At 71.7% G+C, this 22,520-nt stretch carries 19 protein-coding genes and 4 tRNA genes; 8 read left to right on the top strand and 15 right to left on the bottom strand.

Going from position 1 to position 22,520, the window contains the following annotated elements; genetic code table 11:
- The first annotated feature begins 34 nt into the window (after positions 1 to 34).
- Positions 35 to 109 (top strand) — tRNA-Asp (locus ACZ5DC_RS36705).
- 311 nt (positions 110 to 420) lie between these two features.
- Complete coding sequence (locus ACZ5DC_RS36700; RefSeq protein ID WP_468660144.1) at positions 421 to 615, top strand: DUF6274 family protein; 195 nt, start codon at positions 421 to 423, stop codon at positions 613 to 615.
- Positions 616 to 1,090: 475 nt separating this feature from the next.
- Here ACZ5DC_RS36700 and bldC read toward each other — a convergent pair whose 3' ends face one another.
- Both bldC and ACZ5DC_RS36690 read right to left on the bottom strand, forming a co-directional pair.
- Positions 1,091 to 1,297, bottom strand: a complete 207-nt coding sequence (gene bldC, locus ACZ5DC_RS36695; protein ID WP_003949541.1) for a developmental transcriptional regulator BldC — start codon at positions 1,295 to 1,297, stop codon at positions 1,091 to 1,093.
- Between the two features lie 517 nt (positions 1,298 to 1,814).
- On the bottom strand, positions 1,815 to 2,657 hold the full coding sequence (locus ACZ5DC_RS36690) for a DUF8083 family protein (protein ID WP_468660142.1): 843 nt from the start codon (positions 2,655 to 2,657) through the stop codon (positions 1,815 to 1,817).
- Between the two features lie 200 nt (positions 2,658 to 2,857).
- Between ACZ5DC_RS36690 and ACZ5DC_RS36685 the strand changes: the two genes are divergently transcribed.
- Together ACZ5DC_RS36685 and ACZ5DC_RS36680 are read left to right on the top strand one after the other, a co-directional pair.
- Positions 2,858 to 3,964, top strand: coding sequence for a Leu/Phe/Val dehydrogenase (locus tag ACZ5DC_RS36685; protein ID WP_468660140.1), 1,107 nt, complete (start codon positions 2,858 to 2,860; stop codon positions 3,962 to 3,964).
- A 289-nt stretch (positions 3,965 to 4,253) separates the two neighbouring features.
- On the top strand, positions 4,254 to 4,502 hold the full coding sequence (locus tag ACZ5DC_RS36680; RefSeq protein WP_189890681.1) for a DUF3073 domain-containing protein: 249 nt from the start codon (positions 4,254 to 4,256) through the stop codon (positions 4,500 to 4,502).
- Positions 4,503 to 4,568: 66 nt separating this feature from the next.
- On the opposite strand, the gene purM is transcribed toward ACZ5DC_RS36680, so the two are convergent.
- The 9 genes from purM to purS all read right to left on the bottom strand — a co-directional run bounded on the left by purM (position 4,569) and on the right by purS (position 14,577).
- Entirely contained in the window at positions 4,569 to 5,636 is a 1,068-nt protein-coding gene (gene purM, locus ACZ5DC_RS36675; protein ID WP_468660137.1) for a phosphoribosylformylglycinamidine cyclo-ligase, read from the bottom strand.
- 32 nt (positions 5,637 to 5,668) lie between these two features.
- Positions 5,669 to 7,198 (bottom strand): amidophosphoribosyltransferase, encoded by a 1,530-nt coding sequence (purF, locus tag ACZ5DC_RS36670; RefSeq protein ID WP_468660135.1) that lies wholly within the window; start codon positions 7,196 to 7,198, stop codon positions 5,669 to 5,671.
- 201 nt (positions 7,199 to 7,399) lie between these two features.
- Positions 7,400 to 7,855, bottom strand: a complete 456-nt coding sequence (locus ACZ5DC_RS36665; RefSeq protein ID WP_468660133.1) for an META domain-containing protein — start codon at positions 7,853 to 7,855, stop codon at positions 7,400 to 7,402.
- Positions 7,856 to 7,891: 36 nt separating this feature from the next.
- The gene (locus ACZ5DC_RS36660) at positions 7,892 to 8,689 is read right to left on the bottom strand and encodes a maleylpyruvate isomerase family mycothiol-dependent enzyme (protein ID WP_468660131.1); all 798 of its coding nucleotides are present in this window, start codon (positions 8,687 to 8,689) and stop codon (positions 7,892 to 7,894) included.
- Between the two features lie 38 nt (positions 8,690 to 8,727).
- On the bottom strand, positions 8,728 to 10,752 hold the full coding sequence (locus ACZ5DC_RS36655; RefSeq protein ID WP_468660129.1) for a caspase, EACC1-associated type: 2,025 nt from the start codon (positions 10,750 to 10,752) through the stop codon (positions 8,728 to 8,730).
- On the bottom strand, positions 10,749 to 11,099 hold the full coding sequence (locus ACZ5DC_RS36650; protein WP_468660127.1) for an effector-associated constant component EACC1: 351 nt from the start codon (positions 11,097 to 11,099) through the stop codon (positions 10,749 to 10,751). The genes ACZ5DC_RS36655 and ACZ5DC_RS36650 overlap by 4 nt, the downstream gene beginning before the upstream one ends.
- 282 nt (positions 11,100 to 11,381) lie before the next feature.
- Entirely contained in the window at positions 11,382 to 13,640 is a 2,259-nt protein-coding gene (gene purL / locus ACZ5DC_RS36645) for a phosphoribosylformylglycinamidine synthase subunit PurL (RefSeq protein ID WP_468660125.1), read from the bottom strand.
- On the bottom strand, positions 13,637 to 14,317 hold the full coding sequence (gene purQ / locus ACZ5DC_RS36640; protein WP_468660123.1) for a phosphoribosylformylglycinamidine synthase subunit PurQ: 681 nt from the start codon (positions 14,315 to 14,317) through the stop codon (positions 13,637 to 13,639). The genes purL and purQ overlap by 4 nt, the downstream gene beginning before the upstream one ends.
- The gene (gene purS / locus ACZ5DC_RS36635) at positions 14,314 to 14,577 is read right to left on the bottom strand and encodes a phosphoribosylformylglycinamidine synthase subunit PurS (protein WP_014673609.1); all 264 of its coding nucleotides are present in this window, start codon (positions 14,575 to 14,577) and stop codon (positions 14,314 to 14,316) included. Before purS ends, purQ begins: the two co-directional genes overlap by 4 nt.
- Positions 14,578 to 14,888: 311 nt before the next feature.
- On the opposite strand from purS, the gene ACZ5DC_RS36630 reads away from it, so the two are divergent.
- From ACZ5DC_RS36630 to ACZ5DC_RS36615, 4 genes are all read left to right on the top strand, one after another.
- The gene (locus ACZ5DC_RS36630; protein ID WP_171154906.1) at positions 14,889 to 15,206 is read left to right on the top strand and encodes a histone-like nucleoid-structuring protein Lsr2; all 318 of its coding nucleotides are present in this window, start codon (positions 14,889 to 14,891) and stop codon (positions 15,204 to 15,206) included.
- 167 nt (positions 15,207 to 15,373) lie between these two features.
- A tRNA-Gly gene (locus tag ACZ5DC_RS36625) sits at positions 15,374 to 15,445 on the top strand.
- 80 nt (positions 15,446 to 15,525) lie between these two features.
- Positions 15,526 to 15,598: transfer RNA gene (locus ACZ5DC_RS36620), tRNA-Gly, on the top strand.
- 352 nt (positions 15,599 to 15,950) lie between these two features.
- Positions 15,951 to 16,023, top strand: a tRNA-Gly gene (locus ACZ5DC_RS36615).
- Positions 16,024 to 16,081: 58 nt separating this feature from the next.
- Here ACZ5DC_RS36615 and ACZ5DC_RS36610 read toward each other — a convergent pair.
- The 4 genes from ACZ5DC_RS36610 to purD all read right to left on the bottom strand — a co-directional run bounded on the left by ACZ5DC_RS36610 (position 16,082) and on the right by purD (position 22,494).
- A complete protein-coding gene (locus tag ACZ5DC_RS36610; protein WP_468660121.1) occupies positions 16,082 to 16,981 on the bottom strand; it encodes a phosphoribosylaminoimidazolesuccinocarboxamide synthase in 900 nt (299 codons plus the stop codon).
- Positions 16,982 to 17,084: 103 nt separating this feature from the next.
- On the bottom strand, positions 17,085 to 18,584 hold the full coding sequence (locus ACZ5DC_RS36605; protein ID WP_468660119.1) for a N,N-dimethylformamidase beta subunit family domain-containing protein: 1,500 nt from the start codon (positions 18,582 to 18,584) through the stop codon (positions 17,085 to 17,087).
- Between the two features lie 228 nt (positions 18,585 to 18,812).
- Complete coding sequence (locus tag ACZ5DC_RS36600; protein ID WP_468660117.1) at positions 18,813 to 20,942, bottom strand: hypothetical protein; 2,130 nt, start codon at positions 20,940 to 20,942, stop codon at positions 18,813 to 18,815.
- Positions 20,943 to 21,228: 286 nt separating this feature from the next.
- Entirely contained in the window at positions 21,229 to 22,494 is a 1,266-nt protein-coding gene (gene purD / locus ACZ5DC_RS36595) for a phosphoribosylamine--glycine ligase (protein ID WP_468660115.1), read from the bottom strand.
- Positions 22,495 to 22,520: the final 26 nt, after the last annotated feature.

Genomic DNA, 22,520 nt, shown 5'->3' with positions numbered 1-22,520 from the left:
CGCAGCGCAACGCAGGAAAAAGCGCCGCGAGCAAGGTCCTGTGGAGCAGTTTGGAGTGCTCGCCACCCTGTCAAGGTGGAGGCCGCGGGTTCAAATCCCGTCAGGACCGCACAACTTCTGAGGCCCGCCTCCCGCAAGGGAGAGCGGGCCTCAGTCGTACCCGAGCCAGAGGCGCGCATCCCGCGAGGGAGAGCGGGCCTCGGCCGTGTCGCCGGCCGGGGGAACCAGTCCGTCCGGCGTCTGAGGACGAGGCCCGGCAGGGCCGTTGGGGGCTGGGGGCGGCCCGAGGGGCGCCTTCCCGGCACCGGCGCTCCGCAGCCCGGCCGAACCGGCGGAGCCCCCGTCGTCTTGACGGCGTCACATTCCGCCGGTACTCAGGGAGCAGGGCTCGTTCCCTCTGCACGGCCCCGGAGGTGGCGTATGGCGGCGTCGGTCAGGCACGAGACGCGGGCGCTCCTGAGGGCGCATCTGTCGGCCGCCTCGTCCTACGGGCACCTCACCCGCCACTGTCCGATCTGCCACCGCCTGCTGCGGCTGGCGATGGACGCCGCCCCGCAGGCCCGGGAGGCCGGGCAGGAGGCCGCCGAGGACGGCGAGGCCACCCCTCGCGTCTGACCCCCGGCCGGCCCCAACCTCCTTACGGGCGTGGGAGTCTGGGGCGCGCACCCCCGCACGGACGCTCCTCTAACGCATGCGGGCCGCGGGCAACAAGCGTCCGGGCGTGTGACGGGAGTCACCGCATGAGTTTTTGAAACAGCGGTACTTACCCCTCTCATACAACGGGTCAATTTAATATGTGCAATTGCACCACCCTCAGAGGTCCCACACAGTCGTTCCGACACCCCTCCCCAGACTCCGACAAGGACGCTCACAAGCGCCGCCCATACCCCCGACCTGCGCACAAAAAAGATCGCGCTGGACTCGGCGGAGTCCAGCGCGATCGACGACGCACCCTGTGTCGCTTGCCTATGACGTTCTCTTCGGCCTGGGCGAGGGTCCTGTTGGGGCAGGTCCCGCGTCGCTTGGAGCCAGGGTTCGGGCGCCTCGGCCAGTTGGGGGAACCGACCGTCTTGCCCGGTTATGGAGTTGTTCAGGCCTCGCTGCGCTGCTGCGGGATGCCCGCGAGCAGCGCGCGGACCTCGGCCTCGCGGTAACGGCGGTGCCCGCCGAGCGTACGGATGGACGTGAGCTTGCCGGCCTTCGCCCACCGCGTGACCGTCTTGGGGTCGACGCGGAACATGGTGGCGACCTCAGCCGGGGTCAGCAGCGGCTCGGCATCAGGGGTGCGAGCGGTCATGAGCGGCCTCCTCGGGAGAACCGAACCTTCTCGGTTCTTTCCTCTAAATTCTGCACCTTGACCCGCGTTGCCCGAAATGGCGGACGCGAGTCGAGTCGGTTATAGGACGAACGGCTTGTCCTCGGCACTACAACTACACCATCTGTCCAGCCGCGTCGGCCAAACCGATGGAATTGCCCTCCCAGGTGTTCATCAGCGACGGAAGCCGATGGACCATGCCATAGCGGACAGTCACGCCACTGTGACGATCAGTCACAGGACGATCAGAGGTCACCAGACCCCCCAAAGCGTGCAATGCTGAGAATCCGCCCATCATGGAGCACAGTTGGGCGGAAGGAGTCCTCCCCGGACTCCTTGTCCTATTTTGGCACGAGGGGTGCCAAGAGGCGCAAGGGCCGGTTAAGTGCCGTCCATCACCCTTGAGACATACGTCCAGATCGGGGCCGACGCCCCGTCAGATGTCCAGGAGAGTAGAACGTACGTCCTCGGTCACCCATTTGACCGTGACGTACGTCACTCAGTTCGCGGAGCGCCGGTCCCGTACCGCCCGCCACCGCTCCACGAGGCGCCCGTACGCCTCGCCGGCCGCCGCCCCGTCACCCCGGCGCAGCGCCTCGATCCCGGCCGCCACGTCCGCCGCCGAGTGGTCGCCCTCCAGCTCGCCGGCCGGCAGCACGTGCACCAGGCCGCCGTAGTCCAGCTCCACCAGCGAGCGCGGGTGGAACTCCTCCAGCCAGCGGCCGACGTCCACCAGGCCGTCGATCAGCGGGCCCTCCTCGACGGCGTCCTTCAGCGTGCGCAGCGCCCGCGCCACCCGGCGCCGGGCCTGCACCATCGGCGTGCGGTAGCGCAGCACCGGGGGCACGTCGGCCGTCCCCTTGTCGTACCGCCGCTCCTCGTCCGAGACCAGCACGAACCAGTTCAGCGGCACCTGCCAGGTCGCCGTGCGGATCCACGGGCGGGCGTCCGGGTTGCGGGCGAGCCAGCGCTCGTAGTCCTGGGCGGCCTGCCGGCGCACCACCGGCGGCAGCACCGCGTCCAGCACCGGCGGGGGCAGCTCCCCGGCCAGCTCCTCCAGGGCCTGCCAGCCCCGCAGCCGGGTCCGCCAGGGGCACACGCAGACCACCCCGTCGACCTCCAGCACGAAGGCGTCGCCGCTCTCGTGCACCGGCACCGCGATCGGCGGGACCGGCAGCAGGCCGGCCAGGGAGCGGCGCAGCTCGTCCTGGTAGGAGGGGCGGTCGGAGCGGCGGGCGTAGCGCTCCCAGTGAGCGCGCTCCGGCTCCGGGAAGGCGCCGAGCGGCTCGTACACGCGCAGGTACGCGGCATAGGGGACGACCACGGAGGACACCTTCGGCACGCCTGCTCCCTCCCCAGCGGACCCGGCTCGAAACCACTGCAAATCGTGCCACGCCCATACGTGCACAGCGGGCCCCGGAGAGTGATCCTGAACACTGCGCGGACGGTGAGGAAGCCGAGGCTCTACGCTCATGCCACGGTTTCCCGCCACCCGTACGGGGACCGAACCCCACTCGCCGCTAGTACACAGGAGTCACCACAGTGACCGACGTAACCGGCGCGCCTGCTGATGTCCTGCACACCCTGTTCCACTCGGACCAGGGCGGCCATGAGCAGGTCGTGCTCTGCCAGGACCGCGCCAGCGGCCTTAAGGCCGTGATCGCCATCCACTCCACCGCCCTGGGCCCCGCCCTCGGCGGCACGCGCTTCTACCCGTACGCGACCGAGGCCGAGGCCGTCGCGGACGCCCTCAACCTCGCGCGCGGCATGTCGTACAAGAACGCCATGGCCGGTCTCGGCCACGGCGGCGGCAAGGCCGTGATCATCGGCCATCCGGAGCGCGACAAGACCGAGGAGCTGCTCCTCGCCTACGGCCGCATGGTCGCCTCGCTCGGCGGCCGCTACGTCACCGCGTGCGACGTCGGCACGTACGTCGCCGACATGGACGTGGTGGCCCGCGAGTGCCGGTGGACCACCGGCCGCTCCCCCGAGAACGGCGGCGCCGGCGACTCCTCGGTGCTCACCGCCTTCGGGGTCTACCAGGGCATGCGCGCCTCCGCCCAGCACCTGTGGGGGGACCCCTCGCTGCGCGGCCGCAAGGTCGGCATCGCCGGCGTCGGCAAGGTCGGCCACCACCTGGTGAAGCACCTGCGGGACGAGGGCGCCGAGGTCGTGATCACGGACGTGCGCGTGGACGCCGTCCAGCGTCTCCTGGAGCAGTACCCCGCCGGGGTGACGGCCGTCGCCACCACCGAGGACCTGATCCGGGTCGAGGGGCTCGACATCTACGCCCCCTGCGCCCTCGGCGGCGCCCTGAACGACGACAGCGTCCCGGTGCTCACCGCCAGGGTGGTCTGCGGTGCGGCCAACAACCAGCTGGCCCACCCGGGCGTGGAGAAGGACCTCGCCGACCGCGGGATCCTCTACGCGCCGGACTACGTGGTGAACGCCGGCGGGGTGATCCAGGTGGCCGACGAGCTGCACGGGTTCGACTTCGACCGGTGCAAGGCGAAGGCGGCGAAGATCTTCGACACCACGCTGGCCATATTCGCACGTGCGAAGGAAGACGGCATTCCGCCGGCCGCCGCGGCCGACCGGATCGCCGAGCAGCGGATGGCCGACGCCCGCGCGGCCCGCGCCGCGCTCTGAGCCGATCGCACACATGAGCGGTACCCGTCGGCGGGAACTTCGAGAGAACTCTCACTCCCACCGGCGGGTCGTTCCCCGATAAGTGGTTAAAATCGCCACTGACCAGCGAGGACAGGGCGCCTCGAAGGTCCTGGGCAGACGCGCGTGCTGCGGGCGACGTACCGTATGGGCGCGGGCTCAGGTACCGTGGAAGCCCTACGGACCGGCCTCTCCCTGAGAGTCCGTTCCAGATCATGAACGCGTGTCAGACTCTGGGGCCGTCGAGCCCCGTCGTTGAGGGGGTCGAGCCATGGGGCGCGGCCGGGCCAAGGCCAAGCAGACGAAGGTCGCCCGCCAGCTGAAGTACAACAGCGGCGGGACGGACCTGTCACGCCTGGCCGAGGAGCTGGGCGCATCGACGTCGAACCAGTCGCCGAACGGCGACCGTTTCACGGACGATGAGCAAGACGACGACGACCTGTACTCTCGCTACGCCGACCTCTATGAGGACGACGAGGACGAGGACGAAGGTCCCGCACAGCACCGTCGAGGCGCTTGACCTTGCACTGAGCACCAGTCCGGTCGGTGGCACAGCCACCGACCGGCTCTTGTGCTGTCCGCCGGGTCAGACGGCGTAGTCCCCCACCAGCTCCGCGCCGGTCGTCTTCTCGCCCCGCTCGGTGATCTCACCGGCGACCCAGGCGTCGACGCCCCGGTCGGCCAGCGTCGCGAGGGCGACCTCCGCGGACTCCTCCGGGACGATCGCGATCATGCCGACGCCCATGTTGAGGGTCTTCTCCAGCTCCAGGCGTTCCACGTTCCCGGTCGTCCCGACCAGGTCGAAGATCGCGCCCGGGGCCCAGGTGGAGCGGTCGACGACGGCGTGCAGCCCGTCCGGGATGACGCGGGCCAGGTTCGCGGCGAGCCCGCCACCGGTGATGTGGCTGAAGGCGTGCACCTCGGCCGTGCGGGTCAGTGCCAGGCAGTCCAGCGAGTAGATCTTCGTGGGCTCCAGCAGCTCCTCGCCGAGGGTGCGGCCCAGCTCGGCCACCTCCGACTCCAGGGCCAGGCCCGCCGTGTTCAGCAGCACGTGGCGGACCAGGGAGTACCCGTTCGAGTGGAGCCCGGAGGACGCCATGGCGATCACGGCGTCACCCGTGCGGATGCGGTCCGCGCCGAGCAGCCGGTCGGCCTCCACGACGCCCGTACCGGCGCCGGCGACGTCGAAGTCGTCCTCGCCCAGCAGGCCCGGGTGTTCGGCCGTCTCACCGCCCACCAGGGCGCACCCGGCCAGCACACAGCCCTCCGCGATGCCCTTGACGATGGCCGCGACACGCTCGGGGTGCACCTTGCCGACGCAGATGTAGTCGGTCATGAACAGCGGCTCGGCGCCGCACACCACGATGTCGTCCATGACCATGGCGACCAGGTCGTGGCCGATGGTGTCGTAGACGCCCATCCGGCGCGCGATGTCGACCTTCGTGCCGACGCCGTCCGTGGCGGAGGCGAGGAGCGGGCGCTCGTAGCGCTTGAGGGCGGAGGCGTCGAAGAGCCCGGCGAAGCCGCCGAGGCCGCCCAGCACCTCGGGGCGCCGGGTCTTCTTCACCCACTCCTTCATGAGCTCTACGGCGCGGTCTCCCGCTTCGATGTCGACGCCCGCGGCTGCGTAGCTGGCACCAGTCGTCTCAGACATGGGGTGAGAACCTTCGTGTCGTACGGCAGAACTTACGGGCGGCGGATCGCGTCGGTCGCCGCGGTGGCGGCCGGACCGGCCGCCAGCTCGGTCTCCAGCAGCTGCTTGCCGAGCAGCTCCGGGTCCGGCAGCTCCATCGGGTACTCGCCGTCGAAGCAGGCGCGGCACAGGTTCGGCTTGGCGATCGTGGTCGCCTCGATCATGCCGTCGATGGAGATGTAGGCCAGGGAGTCGGCGCCGAGGCTGGTGCCGATCTCCTCGATGGTCATGCCGTTGGCGATCAGTTCCGCGCGGGTGGCGAAGTCGATGCCGAAGAAGCAGGGCCACTTGACGGGCGGGGAGGAGATCCGGATGTGGACCTCGGCGGCGCCGGCCTCGCGGAGCATGCGGACCAGGGCCCGCTGGGTGTTGCCGCGCACGATCGAGTCGTCGACGACGACCAGGCGCTTGCCCTTGATGACTTCCTTCAGCGGGTTCAGCTTCAGCCGGATGCCCAGCTGGCGGATGGTCTGCGAGGGCTGGATGAACGTGCGCCCGACGTAGGCGTTCTTCACGAGACCCGCGCCGAAGGGGATGCCGGAGGCCTCCGCGTAGCCGATGGCGGCCGGGGTGCCGGACTCCGGGGTCGCTATGACCAGATCGGCCTCTACGGGGGCTTCCTTGGCCAGCCGGCGGCCCATCTCCACGCGGGAGAGGTAGACGTTCCGGCCGGCGATGTCGGTGTCCGGGCGGGCCAGGTACACGTACTCGAAGACACAGCCCTTGGGCTTCGCTTCCGCGAATCGGGAGCTGCGCAGGCCGTTCTCGTCGACGGCGACGAACTCGCCCGGCTCGATCTCGCGGACGAAGCTGGCGCCGGTGATGTCCAGCGCGGCGGTCTCGGAGGCGACCACCCAGCCGCGCTCCAGCCGGCCGAGGACCAGCGGGCGGACGCCCTGCGGGTCACGGGCAGCGTAGAGGGTGTGCTCGTCCATGAAGACGAGGGAGAAGGCGCCCTTGACCTTGGGGAGCACCGCGTGGGCGGCCTCCTCGATGGTCAGCGGCTTGCCGTTCTCGTCGACCTGGGCGGCCAGCAGGGCCGTCAGCAGGTCGGTGTCGTTGGTGGCCGCGACCCGGGTGGAGCGGCTGTTGTTGTCGTTGGGCAGGTCGGCGACCATCTCGGCGAGCTGCGCCGTGTTGACCAGGTTGCCGTTGTGTCCGAGCGCGATCGAACCGTGCGCGGTGGCACGGAACGTCGGCTGGGCGTTCTCCCACACGGAGGCGCCGGTGGTCGAGTAGCGGGCGTGTCCGACCGCGATGTGACCCTGGAGCGAACCGAGCGAGGTCTCGTCGAAGACCTGGGAGACCAGGCCCATGTCCTTGAAGACGAGGATCTGGGAGCCGTTGCTGACCGCGATTCCCGCGGATTCCTGACCCCGGTGCTGGAGGGCGTAGAGCCCGAAGTACGTGAGCTTTGCGACCTCTTCACCCGGAGCCCAGACGCCGAAGACGCCGCAAGCGTCCTGGGGGCCCTTCTCGCCGGGAAGCAGATCGTGATTGAGTCGACCGTCACCACGTGGCACGCAACCGAGTGTAGGCGAGGTCGACCACTGGTCCGAATTGGGGATGCGCGCCCATAACGGTCCGGCCGGTCGGGATCATCTTGGGGGATTCCGCGTTTTCCCTGGTCAGTCCCGTTCTTCACCGGTGGCCGAGGGCTCCGGCCGGGCCGTACGGGCCGGTCACGGGCGTCTTCGCCGTCTTCCCGAGTGAGGTGTCGCACATCATCCGGCGGCGCCGCGGCTGAGGTGGACGCGGTCGCCGTCGCCGTCGGTGAGCGTCGCCTTGCCGTCGTCCGCCTGGGCGGTGAGCGTGCCGGTGGTGAGGATGCGCGCGAGGGCGCGTTCGAACTCCATGCGCTCCTCGCCGCAGGCCATCCTGGTCGTGCGCAGGTCGCCGAGGGTGATGCGGTCCCCGCGTACGGTGGCGCGGGCGCTGAAGTGGTTGCAGCCCAGGTTGCCGCCCGCCTTGCCGTCCTCGTCGATGCGCAGACGGGCGGAGGCGGGCGCGTGCCGGGTGGCGGCGCCGACGGTGATGCCGTCGACCCGCCAGTCGATCCCGGTCACCGGCTGCTGGACGCTCACCGCTCCACTCTCCGCCTTCTCGCCGCCACAGGCCACCGTGAACGGGAGAAGCACGGCGGCCACCGCCAGGGTCACGCGCTGCTTGTACCGGTTCATGCTGGTTCGACGCACGCGGGCGGGCCCCGGTTCCGGTCACGCCATGACCGGCAGCAGTCCCCCGATGTCCGCCCGCTCCCCGCTCGCGCTGACCTTGGCGGCCGCCAGCGCGTCGGCCCAGGCCGTACGGCCGGTGGCGAGCCTGATCCAGGTCAGCGGGTCGGTCTCCACGACGTTGGGCGGGGTGCCCCGGGTGTGCCGGGGGCCCTCGACGCACTGCACGACCGCGAACGGCGGCACCCGCACCTCGGTGGAACCGCCGGGCGCCTTCAGCGCGAGGGCGTCGGCGAGCAGCCGGGTGGCGGCGGCCAGGGCCTGCCGGTCGTACGGCACCTGAAGACCGGGGACGGCATCGTTCAGGTCGTCGGTGTGGACGACGAGTTCGACGGCGCGGGTGACGAGGTAGTCGTCCAGCGGCAGGGCGCCCGCGCTGGTGTCCAGCAGCCGGCTGCCGGGGTGCTCGTCCAGCAGGGAGCGCAGGCTCCGGTCGACGTCGGCGAGGTGGGCGCCGGGGTCGGGGTGGGCGGCGGTCAGACCCCGGGTGTGGTCGGCGATGGCACCGGCGCGCGACCCGGTGGAGAACGCCCACTCGACCACGGTCACGGTCTGCCGGGGCGGGGCGGGCCGCTCCAGGGCCCGCTGGACGGCGGTGCCGGCCATGCCGATGTGCGCGATCAGGTCCCGTACGGTCCAGGCGTCGAGCCGGGTGGGGAGGCCGAGCTGGTCGGGGCCGAGGGTGCGGACGGCGTCCCGCACGTGGGTGAGCTGGGCGAGGACCGCCGTACGGGTCTTGGCGGGGTCGTAGGTCCGGGTGCGTTTCTTGGCCGTGGGCATGGCGGTGACCCTAGTCAGGGGCGCGGCTCCACCGCGATTCACGGGCGCAGCCTCACCGCGAGCGAGTAGAGACGGGTGATCTGGTCGTCGCTGTCGTTGTCGTCGGAGACCAGGTACAGCGGGTGCCAGCCTTTGTAGCGGCCGGATGTCCAGGGGGCGCCGAGGGCCATGCCCTCGACGTTGTCGAGGAGCGGGTACCGGGCGGACGAGGCCGGGGCGGTGACCTGGCCGCGTCCGCCCGCGGGGCAGGTGGCCAGGTCGACGACCAGTTCGTCGGTGGCGAAGATCTTCGGCGGCTGGTGCCACAGGGAGGTCAGTCCGGTGACGTTCTCGGCGTGGGCGAGGGAGAGCTGGACGATCCGGATGGCCGGGCCCAGTCCCGCGGTGTACTGGCGCTCCAGCGCCAGCAGGTTGCCGTCGTCGTCGATGGCGTTCAGCTCGGACAGGTACATGCCGTCATCGGCCATGAACGCGTACTGCCCGTCCGGGGTGTAGGCGCCGCCGGCCGACCCGGTGTAGCGCTGGATGCGGATGATGCCCCGGCCGCGCTGGTCGCCGTCCTTGGCCAGGGGTGCCTCCCAGCCGGCGTAGAGATGGCGGCCGTCCGGGGAGACGGCCAGTGACTCGATGCTGCGGCCGGTCTGCGCGGCGCCCTCGGGAGAGAAGCGCAGTTCCTTCGGGACGGGGAAGTCCTTGCCGATCTGCCGGCCGCTGGCGATCTCGAAGCGGCGGATGGCCGGGCCGGTCTCGGAGGCGATCAGCATGGTCTTGCCGCCCTTCTCGACGACCATGCCCTCGCCGTCGTACCAGTCGCCGTCGATCGGGAACCTCGTGCCGTCGGCGCGGCGGAGCGGCACCGACGTGGCGGGGACCGGGTCCAGCTCGAAGGGGGAACCGAGGGCGAGCGGCCAGACCCGGCCCGGGGAGTTGTCGGCGAGGGCCAGCGCCCTGACCTCCTCGCCCTGCGCGACCAGGGCCAGGGCCGACAGGCCGGCGATCTTCTCGTAGTAGACGCTCTTCTTGTCCAGGGCGTCGGAGTGGTCGAGGAGCTCCGCGCGGGGTGCCGCCGGGTCGGACGGCGAGGGGACCGCGCAGGGGCCCGCGGCGGGCGCCGGGTGGTTGTCGTGCCACCAGTCGGCGAGGGGCGGGACGCCCAGGCCGAGGGCGAGACCCAGGACGCCGGCCGTCAGCGACAGGACCGGGGTGCGGACGCGCTGCCAGCGGGTGGGCTCGGGCGGCTTGGCGTACCCGGGCCGGCGGGCCCGTACGGCGGCGTTGTGGACGAAGCCGAGGGCGCCGACGCCGTTGCTGTCCTGGTCCTGTGGTTTCTGCGGCACCTCGGGCCGGTGGGTGCGGATGCGCTTCGTGACCTCCAGGAAGAGGTCGTGCAGCCCCAGCATCTCCGGGCCGTCAGGCAACCCCTCGCGCATGACGTCGACCAGGGCGCCGGTGAACAGGGTGCAGCGCTTGGGGTCGGGGGCGTGCGAGGGCCGGTCGCGCGGCCCGGACGTCATGACGTAGGAGCCCTCGACGTCCTCCAGCGTCGACACGGCCATCTCGACGACGTGCCGGTGGCCGTCCGTCATCTCGGTCAGCACCTGCCCGCTGTAGCAGCAGTCCAGGATCAGGACCCGGCGCAGCGCGGCGCCGGTGTCGCGGATGGCGCGGCGGACGTCTCCGGACCGGACACAGGTGTCCGGCTGGTCCTCGACCGAGTCGGGCAGGGTCAGCAGCAGCTGCTGTTCGTGGCGGTCCTTGAGGCCGTGACCCGCGTAGTAGACGATCAGGGTGTCCTCGGCCAGCGCGGCGGCCTCCCGGATCGGGCGGACCAGCTCGGCCGGTGAGGCGGGGTTGGACACCGCACGGATCCGCCGACCGTCGTCCGGGATGCCCCAGATGTCCGGGTCGGTGAGCGCGGACCGGAGCTCCGTGAGGTTGAGCCTGACGCTGCGCAGCGGGTCCAGGTGCGCGTAGTCGTCCACGCCGATCAGGACACAGGCGGAGCGCTCGGGGTCGATCCGGCCGAAGCTCTCGACCGTCCCGGCGTCCCTGCCGTCGGTCACCGCGGCTCCCCGTCCGCCTCGTCGCCGTCCTGTCCGAAGCCGCGCAGCAGTTCGGCCACCTGGCCGGGGTCGGCTCCGGTGATGTCGATGGTGACACGGGCCCGTGGCCGGACGCTCCGCCGCCAGGCCAGGTACGACAGCTGGAGCTGACCCAGGCCGCTGACGGCGGACAGCACCGCGAGAACCAGGTCGACACCCGGGCCCATCCGCCCGGTGCCCGCGCCGGATTCGGCGACCCGGGTCACCCGGACCCGGCCGCGCAGCGCGCGGTCCGCCGCCAGCCAGTCGTACAGGGACAGCAGTTCTTCCTCGCGGGCGGCTCCGGCCGCCTCGAACCTGATCTCCATCCGGCCGCTCCCCCGGGCTCACTCACGGATGTCGCCTACTGCCCGACTCCCCCACGGGCACAGGCGGGTTGGCAAGCCACTCCTTCCCCGCGCCGCACGCGGTCACGCCTGCGGCCGACGAGGCTTCCCGAACCTTCACCCGTCGGCCTGCCGGGCCCCGGCGGCGCCTTTGCCGGGCAGGGGGCCGGGACCCGCGTCCGGTGCAGCGGGAAGCCCCCGCCCGGGACGTGTCTCCGGGCGGGGGCTCCGGCGTGCCCCTGGGGGCCGTGGCCCCTGGACGCGCTACGCCAGCAGCGCCGGGATCGTGCCCTCGTGGGCCTCGCGCAGTTCGGCGAGGGGGAGGGTGAACTCGCCCTGCACCTCGACCGCGTCGCCGTCGACGACACCGATGCGGGTGGCCGGCAGGCCGCGCGCACCGCACATGTCGTTGAAGCGGACCTCCTCCGAGCGCGGCACGGCGACGATCGCGCGGCCGGCCGACTCGGAGAACAGGAAGGTGAACGCGTCCAGGCCGTCGGGTACGACCAGACGCGCGCCCTTGCCGCCGAGCAGCGCGGACTCCACCACGGCCTGCACCAGACCGCCGTCGGACAGGTCGTGCGCGGAGTCGATCATGCCGTCGCGGGACGCGGAGATCAGGATCTCGGCCAGCAGGCGCTCGCGCTCCAGGTCCACCTGCGGGGGCAGACCGCCCAGATGGTCGTGGACCACCTGGGACCAGGCCGAGCCGCCGAACTCCTCCCGGGTGTCGCCGAGGAGGTAGATCAGCTGGCCCTCCTCCTGGAAGGCGACCGGGGTGCGGCGGGCGACGTCGTCGATCACGCCGAGCACGGCGACCACCGGGGTCGGATGGATGGCGGCCTCGCCGGTCTGGTTGTACAGCGAGACGTTGCCGCCGGTCACCGGGGTGCCCAGCTGCAGGCAGCCGTCGGCGAGACCGCGCACGGCCTCCGCGAACTGCCACATGACCGCCGGGTCCTCGGGCGAGCCGAAGTTCAGGCAGTCCGAGACCGCGAGCGGCTTGGCGCCGGTGGTGGCCACGTTGCGGTAGGCCTCGGCCAGGGCCAGCTGGGCGCCCGTGTACGGGTCCAGCTTGGCGTAGCGGCCGTTGCCGTCCGTCGCGATGGCCACGCCGAGACCGGTCTCCTCGTCCACGCGGATCATGCCGGAGTCCTCCGGCTGGGCGAGGACGGTGTTGCCCTGCACGAAGTGGTCGTACTGGGAGGTGATCCACTTCTTGGAGGCCTGGTTCGGCGAACCGACCAGCTTGATGACCTGCGCCTTCAGCTCCTCACCCGTCTCCGGGCGGGGCAGCTTGTTCGCGTCGTCGGCCTGGAGGGCGTCCTGCCACTCGGGGCGCGCGTAGGGGCGCTCGTAGACCGGGCCCTCGTGCGCGACCGTGCGCGGGTTGACGTCGACGATCTTCTCGCCGTGCCAGAAGATCTCCAGCCGGTCGCCGTCGGTGACCTCACCGATGACGGTGGCGATGACGTCCCACTTCTCGCAGATCTCCAGGAAGCGGTCGACCTTGTCCGGCTCCACGACGGCGCACATGCGCTCCTGGGACTCGCTCATGAGGATCTCCTCGGGCGAGAGCGTGGAGTCGCGCAGCGGGACGTCGTCCAGGGTGACGCGCATGCCGCCGGAGCCGTTGGAGGCCAGCTCGGAGGTGGCGCAGGACAGGCCGGCCGCGCCGAGGTCCTGGATGCCGACGACCAGCTTCTCCCGGAACGCCTCCAGGGTGCACTCGATCAGCAGCTTCTCCTGGAAGGGGTCGCCGACCTGCACGGCGGGCCGCTTCGAGGGCTTGGCGTCGTCGAAGGTCTCGGAGGCCAGGATGGACGCGCCGCCGATGCCGTCGCCGCCGGTCCGGGCGCCGTAGAGGATGACCTTGTTGCCCGCGCCGGAGGCCTTCGCGAGGTGGATGTCCTCGTGCCGCATCACACCGATGGCACCGGCGTTGACCAGCGGGTTGCCCTGGTAGCAGGCGTCGAAGACGACCTCGCCGCCGATGTTGGGCAGGCCCAGGCAGTTGCCGTAGCCGCCGATGCCCGCGACCACGCCGGGCAGGACGCGCTTGGTGTCGGGGTGGTCCGCCGCGCCGAAGCGGAGCGGGTCGACGACCGCGACCGGGCGGGCGCCCATCGCGATGATGTCGCGGACGATGCCGCCGACACCCGTGGCCGCGCCCTGGTAGGGCTCGACGTACGACGGGTGGTTGTGCGACTCGACCTTGAAGGTCACGGCGTAGCCCTGGCCGACGTCCACCACACCGGCGTTCTCGCCGATGCCGACGAGCAGCGCGTCGCTCTGCGGCGCCTTCTCGCCGAACTGGCGCAGGTGGACCTTGGAGGACTTGTACGAGCAGTGCTCGGACCACATGACCGAGTACATGGCGAGCTCGGCGCCGGTGGGGCGGCGGCCGAGGATCTCCACCACCCGCTCGTACTCGTCCTTCTTCAGGCCCAGTTCGGCCCAGGGCAGCTCGACGTCGGGGGTCGCGGCCGCGTGCTCGACCGTGTCCAGAGGCGTCCGGCTCATGCGTTGACCAGCTTCTTGAGGATCGAGGTGAAGAACGGGAGCCCGTCGGTACGGCCGCTACCGATCAGCGGCTCGACGGCGTGCTCGGGGTGCGGCATGAGGCCGACGACGTTCCCGGCCTCGTTGGTGATGCCGGCGATGTCGTTGAGCGAGCCGTTCGGGTTGAAGTCCAGGTAGCGGAAGGCGACGCGGCCCTCCGCCTCCAGCTTGTCGAGCGTGTACGCGTCGGCGACGTACCGGCCGTCCATGTTCTTCAGCGGGATGTGGATCTCCTGGCCGGCGCGGTAGTCGGCGGTCCAGGAGGTCTCCGCGTTCTCCACCCGCAGCTTCTGGTCGCGGCAGATGAAGTGGAGGTGGTCGTTGCCGAGCATCGCGCCCGGGAGGAGGTGGGCCTCGGTGAGGATCTGGAAGCCGTTGCAGATGCCGAGGACCGGCAGTCCGGCCCTCGCCTGCTCGACGAGCGGCTCCATCACCGGCGAGAAACGGGCGATGGCGCCGGCCCGCAGGTAGTCGCCGTAGGAGAAACCGCCGCACAGCACGACGGCGTCGACCTGCTTGAGGTCCTTGTCCTTGTGCCAGAGGGCGACCGGTTCCGCCCCGGCGATACGGATCGCGCGCCGGGTGTCCCGGTCGTCCAGGCTTCCCGGGAAAGTGACGACGCCAATACGAGCGGTCACTTGGCCGCCTCCGCGACTTCATCGACCCGGACGGTGAAGTCCTCGATCACGGTGTTGGCGAGGAAGGATTCCGCAAGATCGCGGATGCGGGCGAGCGCGGCCTCGTCGACCGGCCCGTCAACTTCCAGTTCGAAACGCTTTCCCTGACGTACGTCCGAGATCCCTTCGAAACCCAGGCGCGGCAGCGCACGCTGGACCGCCTGGCCCTGGGGGTCGAGGATCTCCGGCTTGAGCATGACGTCGACTACGACGCGTGCCACTGGCACTCCCGGTGTGTGGTGCTGAGCAGGTTCCTTCAGACTACCCGCACGAAATTTCTACGCGGGTAGAGTTGGAGGAAAGTACGTGAGGCGCATCACGATCGGGTGTCGAAGCCACACGCCCGTGAAAAGTTCTGGGAAAGTTCCACAGTCCGTCCGCGGCACCTATTGCACCCGGACGCGCGGACGGATTTAGTCGGGCTTCACTTTGCATTGCCGGGCACTGTACAAATGAATTGGCAATAGCCGATACTCGGCACGTCGTCGGCGTTGAGCTGTAACGACGTGCTGCACGAAGGGACCGATTATTCGTGGCGCAAAAGGTCGTGGTCACTCTCTTTGACGACATCGACGGCTCGGAAGCGGCGGAGACGATCGCCTTCGGACTCGACGGCAAGTCGTACGAGATCGACCTGAACGAAAGCAACGCCGAGAAACTCCGCGAGGCGCTCGCGCCCTACGTCGAGGCCGGCCGCAAGCGGTCGCGGTCCGGCAAGGCGTACAAGCAGACGGAGGTCGCCCCCGACCCGGCGGCCGTCCGCGCCTGGGCCCAGGCCAACAAGATGGACGTCCCCGCCCGCGGACGCATCCCGAAGAAGGTCTACGAGGCGTTCAGCGCCGCGCAGTGAGCCCGCGAAGGGGCGAGTCCCCAGGGTCCGTCAGACGGCCCTGGGGACCGTGCACTTGGGGCATACGGGGCCTCGGAGCGACCCGACTTGCGCTACCCCCCCGTTGATCAGCTAATGTCTGGGACACGCCGAGGGGCGAGGCCGACAGGCCGGATCCCGAGGACCGTGCGGGTGTAGTTCAGTAGTAGAACATCCCCCTTCCAGGGGGAAGGCGCAGTGTGCGATTCCTGTCACCCGCTCTGCACCGCCGACACGACCACATGTGTGGATCAGGTAGGCTGGTGCTCGCACCGATCGGTGGGAGCCGATCGGGAGCAGTGCGGACGTAGCTCAGTTGGTAGAGCGCAACCTTGCCAAGGTTGAGGTCGCGAGTTCGAGCCTCGTCGTCCGCTCGGGATGAGACCCCGGTCCACTGGACCGGGGTCTTTTCGTCGTCCGGGCAGGGACTCTGATGGTGTGAGAGGAGTCACCTCCTGAGCACTGCGGTACGGCTGTTGTTTCCCTGACGACGGTCCGGTCGCCACGAGGACGGCCCGAGCCCGGCGGCTCGGCTACCCCGCACACCGGGAAACCGCTGCGCGGAGCCCGAGTTGGCCGCCGGCGGAGCGCCGGACGCGCAGATCGCCGGGCGGGCCGCCCGCCCTGCGCGGCGGCCACGAAGGCCGGCGCCGGGAACCGGCGTCGGGCAGTGCGTCTCACGCACGCCCGAGGTTGGGTATAGTTGCTCTCGCGCCACGGCGCAACGCGGACGTAGCTCAGTTGGTAGAGCGCAACCTTGCCAAGGTTGAGGTCGCGAGTTCGAGCCTCGTCGTCCGCTCGGGATGAGACCCCGGTCCACTGGACCGGGGTCTTTTTCATGCCCTGCTCTTCCCGCCCTACGACCAGCTGGTGCCGGTCAGCCGCTCGTACGCCTCCACGTACTTCCGCCGGGTCGACGCCACGACCTCCTCCGGCAGGGCCGGCGGGGGCTGCTCGCTCCTGCGGTCCCAGCCGGACTCCGGCGAGGTCAGCCAGTCCCGCACGAACTGCTTGTCGTACGACGGCTGCGCCCGGCCCGGCTGCCACTGGTCGGCCGGCCAGAAGCGGGAGGAGTCCGGGGTGAGGACCTCGTCGGCGAGGACGAGGGTGTCGCCCTCGAAGCCGAACTCGAACTTCGTGTCGGCCAGGATGATCCCCCGGTCCCGGGCGATGTCCCGGGCGCGCGAGTACACCGCGAGCGTGGCCTGGCGCAGCTGGGCGGCGGTCTCGGCGCCGACCTGGCGGGCCACCTCCTCGTAGGAGACGTTCTCGTCGTGCTCGCCGACCTCGGCCTTGGTGGCCGGGGTGAAGATCGGGGCGGGGAGTTCCGAGCCGTCGACGAGGCCTTCGGGGAGGGCGAGGCCGCAGACCGTACGGGACTCCTGGTACTCGGCGAGGCCGGAGCCGGTGAGGTAGCCGCGGGCCACGCACTCCACCGGGACCATCTTCAGCGACTTGCAGACCAGCGTGCGCCCCGCCCAGTCGGCCGGGGCGCCCTCGGGCACCTCGGTGCTGATGACGTGGTTGCTGGCGAGGTCGCGGAGCTGGTCGAACCACCACAGGGAGAGCTGGGTGAGGACGCGGCCCTTGTCGGGGATCTCCGTGGGCAGCACCCAGTCGTAGGCGGACATGCGGTCGCTGGCGACCATCACGAGGTCGCCCGCCTCGTTCTGGTACAGGTCCCGCACCTTTCCGGTGTGCAGGTGCACCAGGCCCGGAACCTCGATCGGCTCGGGCTTTTCTACGAATCCGGACACGGTTCCTCCCCGTGGTTCTGTCCAATGCCTCGATTCTCCCGTATGGGGCTGATAGGGCGCGCCCGGGGGTGTGGGTCCGGGCGCCGGGGCGGGGAGCGCGGTGTCAGTCGCGTTTGCAGATGCGGTCGAGCAGGTTCGCCGTGGCGCGCTGGACCCGGGCGTCCACGTGGCCGGGGCGGTCCAGGGCCGGGGACCAGGCGAAGGTGCCGGAGGCGAACACCCAGGCGCCGGACGGGGCGCGGTAGAGGGACGTCTCCTGGTGGCGCGGGACGCCGTCGCCGTCGGTGTAGGGGGAGTGGGCGAGGAGGATGCGCTCGTCGTGCTCGGGCAGTGGGGTGCGCGGGAAGTAACGGTCCGCCTCACCGGCGACCAGACCCGCGATCTCGTCGCCCTCATGGGCGCCGGTCGCCTCCCACAGCCAGTGGCCGGCGTTGCGGACGATCAGCGGGTTCGGCTCGGGGACCCGGCCCGCGTACTGGATGCCGACCAGTTGTTGCTCGGGCCGGTCGATCTCGCGCCACAGCACGGGCCGTCCGGGGCCTTTGCGTTTGCGGCAGGTCAGCAGCCGGTCCGGGACACCGGACGGGGACGGGCCCAGCTCCACCTGCCAGTACATGGTGTTGGCGGAGAGGAAGACCAGTGAGGTGCCACGGTCGCGGGCGTCCTCGACGGCCCGGCGCATCGGCACCGACCAGTACTCGTCGTGGCCCGGAAAGACCAGGCCCCGGTACCGGGTGGGGTCGATCCGGCCGGCGTGCAGGTCACGGGCCTCGGCGTAGGCGAGGTCGTAGCCGTAGCGCTCGGCCCAGCGGATGAAGTCGTAGGCGTGGCCGACGTGCAGGGGCAGGCCGGCGCCGGCGTACGGCCGGTCGAAGGAGACGGTGGTCGCGGCGTCGGCCTCCCCCAGCAGCCCGCCCTCCTCGTCCCAGGCGTGGTAGAGGCTGGCGCCGGTGTGACCGTCCTCCGGGTAGAGGTTGTACGCCTGCCAGGTGATGTCCGGCAGCAGCAGCAGGAGGTCGGCGGGGTGGTCGTCGCGGACCGTGAACGGCACGTGGGAGCGGTAGCCGTCGGCGGTGGTCAGGACGGCCACGTAGGCGCCGATGCTCCAGTACGAGGGCACCTGGAGGCGCCAGGACAGCCACCAGTGGTGGCAGGAGACCGTGCGGTCGGCGGTCAGCGGCGGGGGCTGCACGATGCCGGAGAGGCGGGGGCTCGTGGTGATCTTCGATGCTCCGTCGCCGCCGTAGTGGCCGATGCGGTAGATGTCCACGCTGAACTGCTGCGGCGGGTCGACCGTGACGTGGAAGTCGATCGCCTCGCCGGGCGCGACCGCGCCGTTCGAGGTGAAGCCCTTGATCTGGCGGTGCACGTCGTCCGCGGAGCGGGGGCCGGACCCGGACGCGCGCGGCGCCGGGACGCGTGCGCGGTCACCGCCGGTGAGCTGCTGCGGGCTGGGGTCGACGTACCACGGCACGACGTGGCCGGTGTCGTCGAAGTACGTCTCACTCCCGCGCAGCCAGGGCACCGGGCCCTGACCGAAGGGGTCCGTGACGGCGTGCGCGAGTGCTCCGGACTCCCAGCGGCGGATGTGGTCCGAGGCCATGGTCGCTCCCCTCCCGCATCAGGCCCCCGTGCCTGTCTCGGCGGTGCTCACTGTGCTCGCTGTGCTCAGCCGTACTGTCGTATGTCGCGTGCCTTTGCCAAAGGCGTGGTCGGTCCCAGCACATCACATAACGCACGGGGACGGTCACTAGTCGTTGTGAATTGACCTGAACTGGAAGTCGCTTTTCCGGTACGGGGTGCGGCCCGGGCGGGCCGGCCCGTCGTCCGGTCAGACGAGACGTACGGGCTTCTCGGGACGTATGCCGGACGCGGCCAGCCAGTCGCGCAGCGGGCCCGGGTCTCCCTCCTCGATGAGGGTGAGGACCTTGGGCGCCAGGTCGGCGGCCCGCTCACCGCCCAGCAGCAGGGAGGGGCCGTCCAGCCAGTCCAGGGCGGGGACGGCACCGGCGGTGTCCACGGCCGCGCAGCACACCATCGCCGTGACGTGCTCGGCGAGCAGTTCCCGGGCGGTGCGCCGGGGTTGCAGCGGGAAGGGGGGCGGCCCGCAGGCGAAGTCGTCCCACTGGGTGCTCTCGGGCGTCCGCTGCCCCCCGGCGCTTCCGACCACCACGGCGGCCTCCTCCCGGGCCAGTTCGGCGCTCAGCCCGGCGGCGAGAGCGGCACTGCGCTCGGTGGCGGGGTCTTCTTCCTCCCCGAAGGGGAGCGGGGGCCCGGGCTCCGGGGCGACGGGGGCGGTGGCCTCGGCGCCGGAAGGGCCGGGGAGCGAGGTCCCTGGGGCACCGGGAGCGGCGCCGTCGGCTTCCGGAGCAACGGCCGTCGCCTCCGCAGCAGCGCCATCAGCTCCGGAGGCGGGACCGCCGGGGGCACCAGCCGCAGCGGCCGGGGCGTCCGCAGTCCTCGTGCCGGCGGTACCGGTCCCGGAACCAGCGGCCCCGGCAGGCCCGGCACCCACGCCTGCCCCGGCACCGGTCGCACCGGCACCAGGAGCCCCGGGCGCCACCGCGGCCGGCCCCTCAGCACCAGCAGCCACCGCATCGGGCGCCGTGGAAGCGCCGCCGGTCCCGCTGTACAGCGCGCCCGCATCCGGGTCGGCGTCCGCCGTGGCCCAGGCCTCGCCGTCGGCGGGGGCCGTCAGGTGGTCCAGGACCCGGGCCAGGGTGGGGCCGCCGGGGTCGGGGGCACGGGGGTCCAGGGAGGGGCGGACGCCCAGCGTGTCCAGGACGCGGTGCAGACGGGCCGCTTCGGCGCGCCAGGTGCGGTCCACGACCTCCTCCGGATACGCCTGCCAGTCCACCGGCGCCCACTCGGGCCCCGGCTCGGCGGGACCGCCGTGGAAGAGCCGGGCGGCGAGGAGGGAGGCGGCCTCGTCGACCGTGCCGGGCTCCTCCAGGAGATCGCACGCGGGCCGCTCGCCGAGCCGGGAGGCGAAGCCCTCGGCCAGCCGGTCCCGGCGGGACAGCTCGGTGAGCGCCGCCACCACCCCCGCGTCGAGCCGGGACGGCCAGCGCCCCATGCGCCAGGCCGGCAACGCCACCCTGGTCAGCAGCCGGTCCCAGCCGGCGTACGCGAGACCGACCTGCTCCTGGGCGACGATCCGCACGCCGTAGTCCACCGTCTGGGCGCGCTCGGCGGCCGCCGCCGCCACCCCGCGCTCCATCTGGGTCGCGTGCTCCCGGCAGCCGCGCAGCAGCAGCCGGGCCACCCAGCCGAGGGCGGCGCGCACCCCGCGGGTCAGCGGGCCGCGGCCCCTGTCCGAGGCGACGGCCACGGCCGCGTCCAGCCCGCGCACGAAGCGGCGGGCGGCGGCTATGTCCGGGTGCGCCGAGGGTCCCGTACCGGCGATGACCGGGGCGAGGACCGCGCGCAGCTCGCCCACGCGCATCCACCACAGGAACGGCGAGCCGATGACGAGGACCGGTGCGACCGGGGTCCGGCGGCGGCCGGGGCCCGCTATCTCGTCGGGCGCCGGACGCGGGGGCGGTCCGTGGGCCGAATGGGCCCGGTCCTCCAGCCAGCTGTCGCAGTCCGGGGTGAGCGCTATGGCCGAGGGCACCGGCACGTCCAGCCGGTCGGCGAGGTCGCGCACCATCCGGTACAGGTCGGGGGCGGACCCCTCCGGGATCGGCACCGTGGGGCTCATCGCGGGGCGGGCCCGGGCCACGACCACCGCGACACCGGTCGCGGCCAGCAGGACCAGCACCGCGAGCACGCCGACGGCCCAGCGGGCGGCGTCCCAGCCCGGGCCGACGAGACGGCCGGTGGAGGCGCCGGTCAGCAGGATCACCTCGGCGCCCGCGGGCAGCAGCGCCACGGCCAGCGCCCGGCCCCGGACCCGCAGCACGGCGAGGGCCCGGGAGCGCGCGGCCTGCGCGCCCGCCTCCACACCGATTCCGGTCACGTGCCGATCTCGCCCCCTCCCTGGCGATCGCGTGCTGCCCTGGTCTTGCTCACTCCCCCACTGTGGCACCCGCCACTGACATCGCAATGCCGGTGGGCCAAGTGCCGGAACGCTTGCGCGGCACCCTAGTTGGGGCCCCGGCCCCCGTCAGCCATATGGGCGATTGCTCACTCGATGGAATGGCTTTGGTCAGAGCTGGGTGACAGAAAGCAAAGATCAGGCCCCGGATCGCCTCCGGGGCCTGAGGGGGTGCGAGGGGCGGTACGAGGGAGCCGTACCGGCGTGGTCACGCCCGCGTCCGCGCCTCCTGCGCGGCCTTCGCCGCGATGTCGGTGCGGTGCTGCGAGCCGTCGAGCCGGATCCGGCCCACCGCCCGGTACGCCCGCTCGCGCGCCTCGGACAGGTCCCGGCCGGTCGCCGTGACGGACAGCACGCGTCCGCCCGCGCTGACGACCGCGTCGCCGTCCCGCTTCGTGCCGGCGTGCAGCACGTACGCGTGCGGGGCGTCCTCGGCGGCCACCGCGTCCAGGCCGGTGATCGGGTCGCCGGTGCGCGGGGTGCCCGGGTAGTTGTGCGAGGCGACGACGACGGTGACGGCCGCGTCCTCGCTCCAGCGCAGCGGCGCCAGGTCGGCGAGGTTGCCGGTCGCGGCGGCCATCAGGACACCGGCCAGCGGGGTCCGCAGCCGGGCCAGCACGACCTGGGTCTCCGGGTCTCCGAAGCGGGCGTTGAACTCGATGACCCGGACCCCGCGCGAGGTGATCGCGAGACCGGCGTAGAGCAGCCCGGAGAACGGCGTGCCCCGGCGGCGCATCTCGTCCACGGTCGGCTGGAGCACCGTCTCCAGCACCTCGTCGACCAGCTTCGGGTCGGCCCACGGCAGCGGCGAGTACGCGCCCATGCCGCCCGTGTTCGGGCCCTCGTCGCCGTCCAGGGCACGCTTGAAGTCCTGGGCGGGCTGGAGCGGCACGACCGTCACGCCGTCGGTGACGGCGAACAGGGACACCTCGGGACCGTCGAGGAACTCCTCGACGACCACACGCTCGCACGCGGCCGCGTGCGCCCTGGCCGCCTCGACGTCGGAGGTGACGACGACGCCCTTGCCGGCGGCGAGACCGTCGTCCTTGACGACGTAGGGGGCGCCGAAGGCGTCGAGGGCCACGGCGGCCTCCTCTGCGGTGGTGCAGACGTAGGACCGGGCGGTCGGCACGCCGGCGGCCGCCATGACGTCCTTGGCGAAGGCCTTGGACCCCTCCAGCCGCGCGGCCTCCCCGGAGGGGCCGAACACCGGGATGCCCGCGGCGCGGACGGCGTCGGCGACACCGGCGACCAGCGGGGCCTCCGGGCCGACGACGACCAGGTCGGCACCGAGGCCGGTGGCCAGCGCGGTCACCGCGGCACCGTCGAGCGCGTCGACCTGGTGCAGCTCGGCGACCTCGGCGATGCCGGCGTTGCCGGGGGCGCAGTGCAGCGCGGTGACGTCGGGGTCGAGGGACAGGGAGCGGCACAGGGCGTGTTCGCGGGCGCCGCTGCCGATGACGAGGACCTTCACGGGGTCAGCCTAATGGCAAGGTCGCC

The sequence above is a fragment of the Streptomyces sp. NPDC031445 genome (genome assembly GCF_055581365.1).
This window is presented reverse-complemented; position numbering and strand designations above follow the sequence as displayed.

What these genes read in the sequence shown, in the direction of transcription:
- ACZ5DC_RS36700 (WP_468660144.1), top strand. Translation starts at nt 421, where the DNA reads ATGGCGGCGTCGGTCAGGCACGAGACGCGGGCGCTCCTGAGGGCGCAT.
- bldC (WP_003949541.1), bottom strand. Translation starts at nt 1,297, where the DNA reads ATGACCGCTCGCACCCCTGATGCCGAGCCGCTGCTGACCCCGGCTGAG.
- ACZ5DC_RS36680 (WP_189890681.1), top strand. Translation starts at nt 4,254, where the DNA reads ATGGGGCGCGGCCGGGCCAAGGCCAAGCAGACGAAGGTCGCCCGCCAG.
- purM (WP_468660137.1), bottom strand. Translation starts at nt 5,636, where the DNA reads ATGTCTGAGACGACTGGTGCCAGCTACGCAGCCGCGGGCGTCGACATC.
- ACZ5DC_RS36665 (WP_468660133.1), bottom strand. Translation starts at nt 7,855, where the DNA reads ATGAACCGGTACAAGCAGCGCGTGACCCTGGCGGTGGCCGCCGTGCTT.
- ACZ5DC_RS36660 (WP_468660131.1), bottom strand. Translation starts at nt 8,689, where the DNA reads ATGCCCACGGCCAAGAAACGCACCCGGACCTACGACCCCGCCAAGACC.
- ACZ5DC_RS36650 (WP_468660127.1), bottom strand. Translation starts at nt 11,099, where the DNA reads ATGGAGATCAGGTTCGAGGCGGCCGGAGCCGCCCGCGAGGAAGAACTG.
- purL (WP_468660125.1), bottom strand. Translation starts at nt 13,640, where the DNA reads ATGAGCCGGACGCCTCTGGACACGGTCGAGCACGCGGCCGCGACCCCC.
- ACZ5DC_RS36605 (WP_468660119.1), bottom strand. Translation starts at nt 18,584, where the DNA reads ATGGCCTCGGACCACATCCGCCGCTGGGAGTCCGGAGCACTCGCGCAC.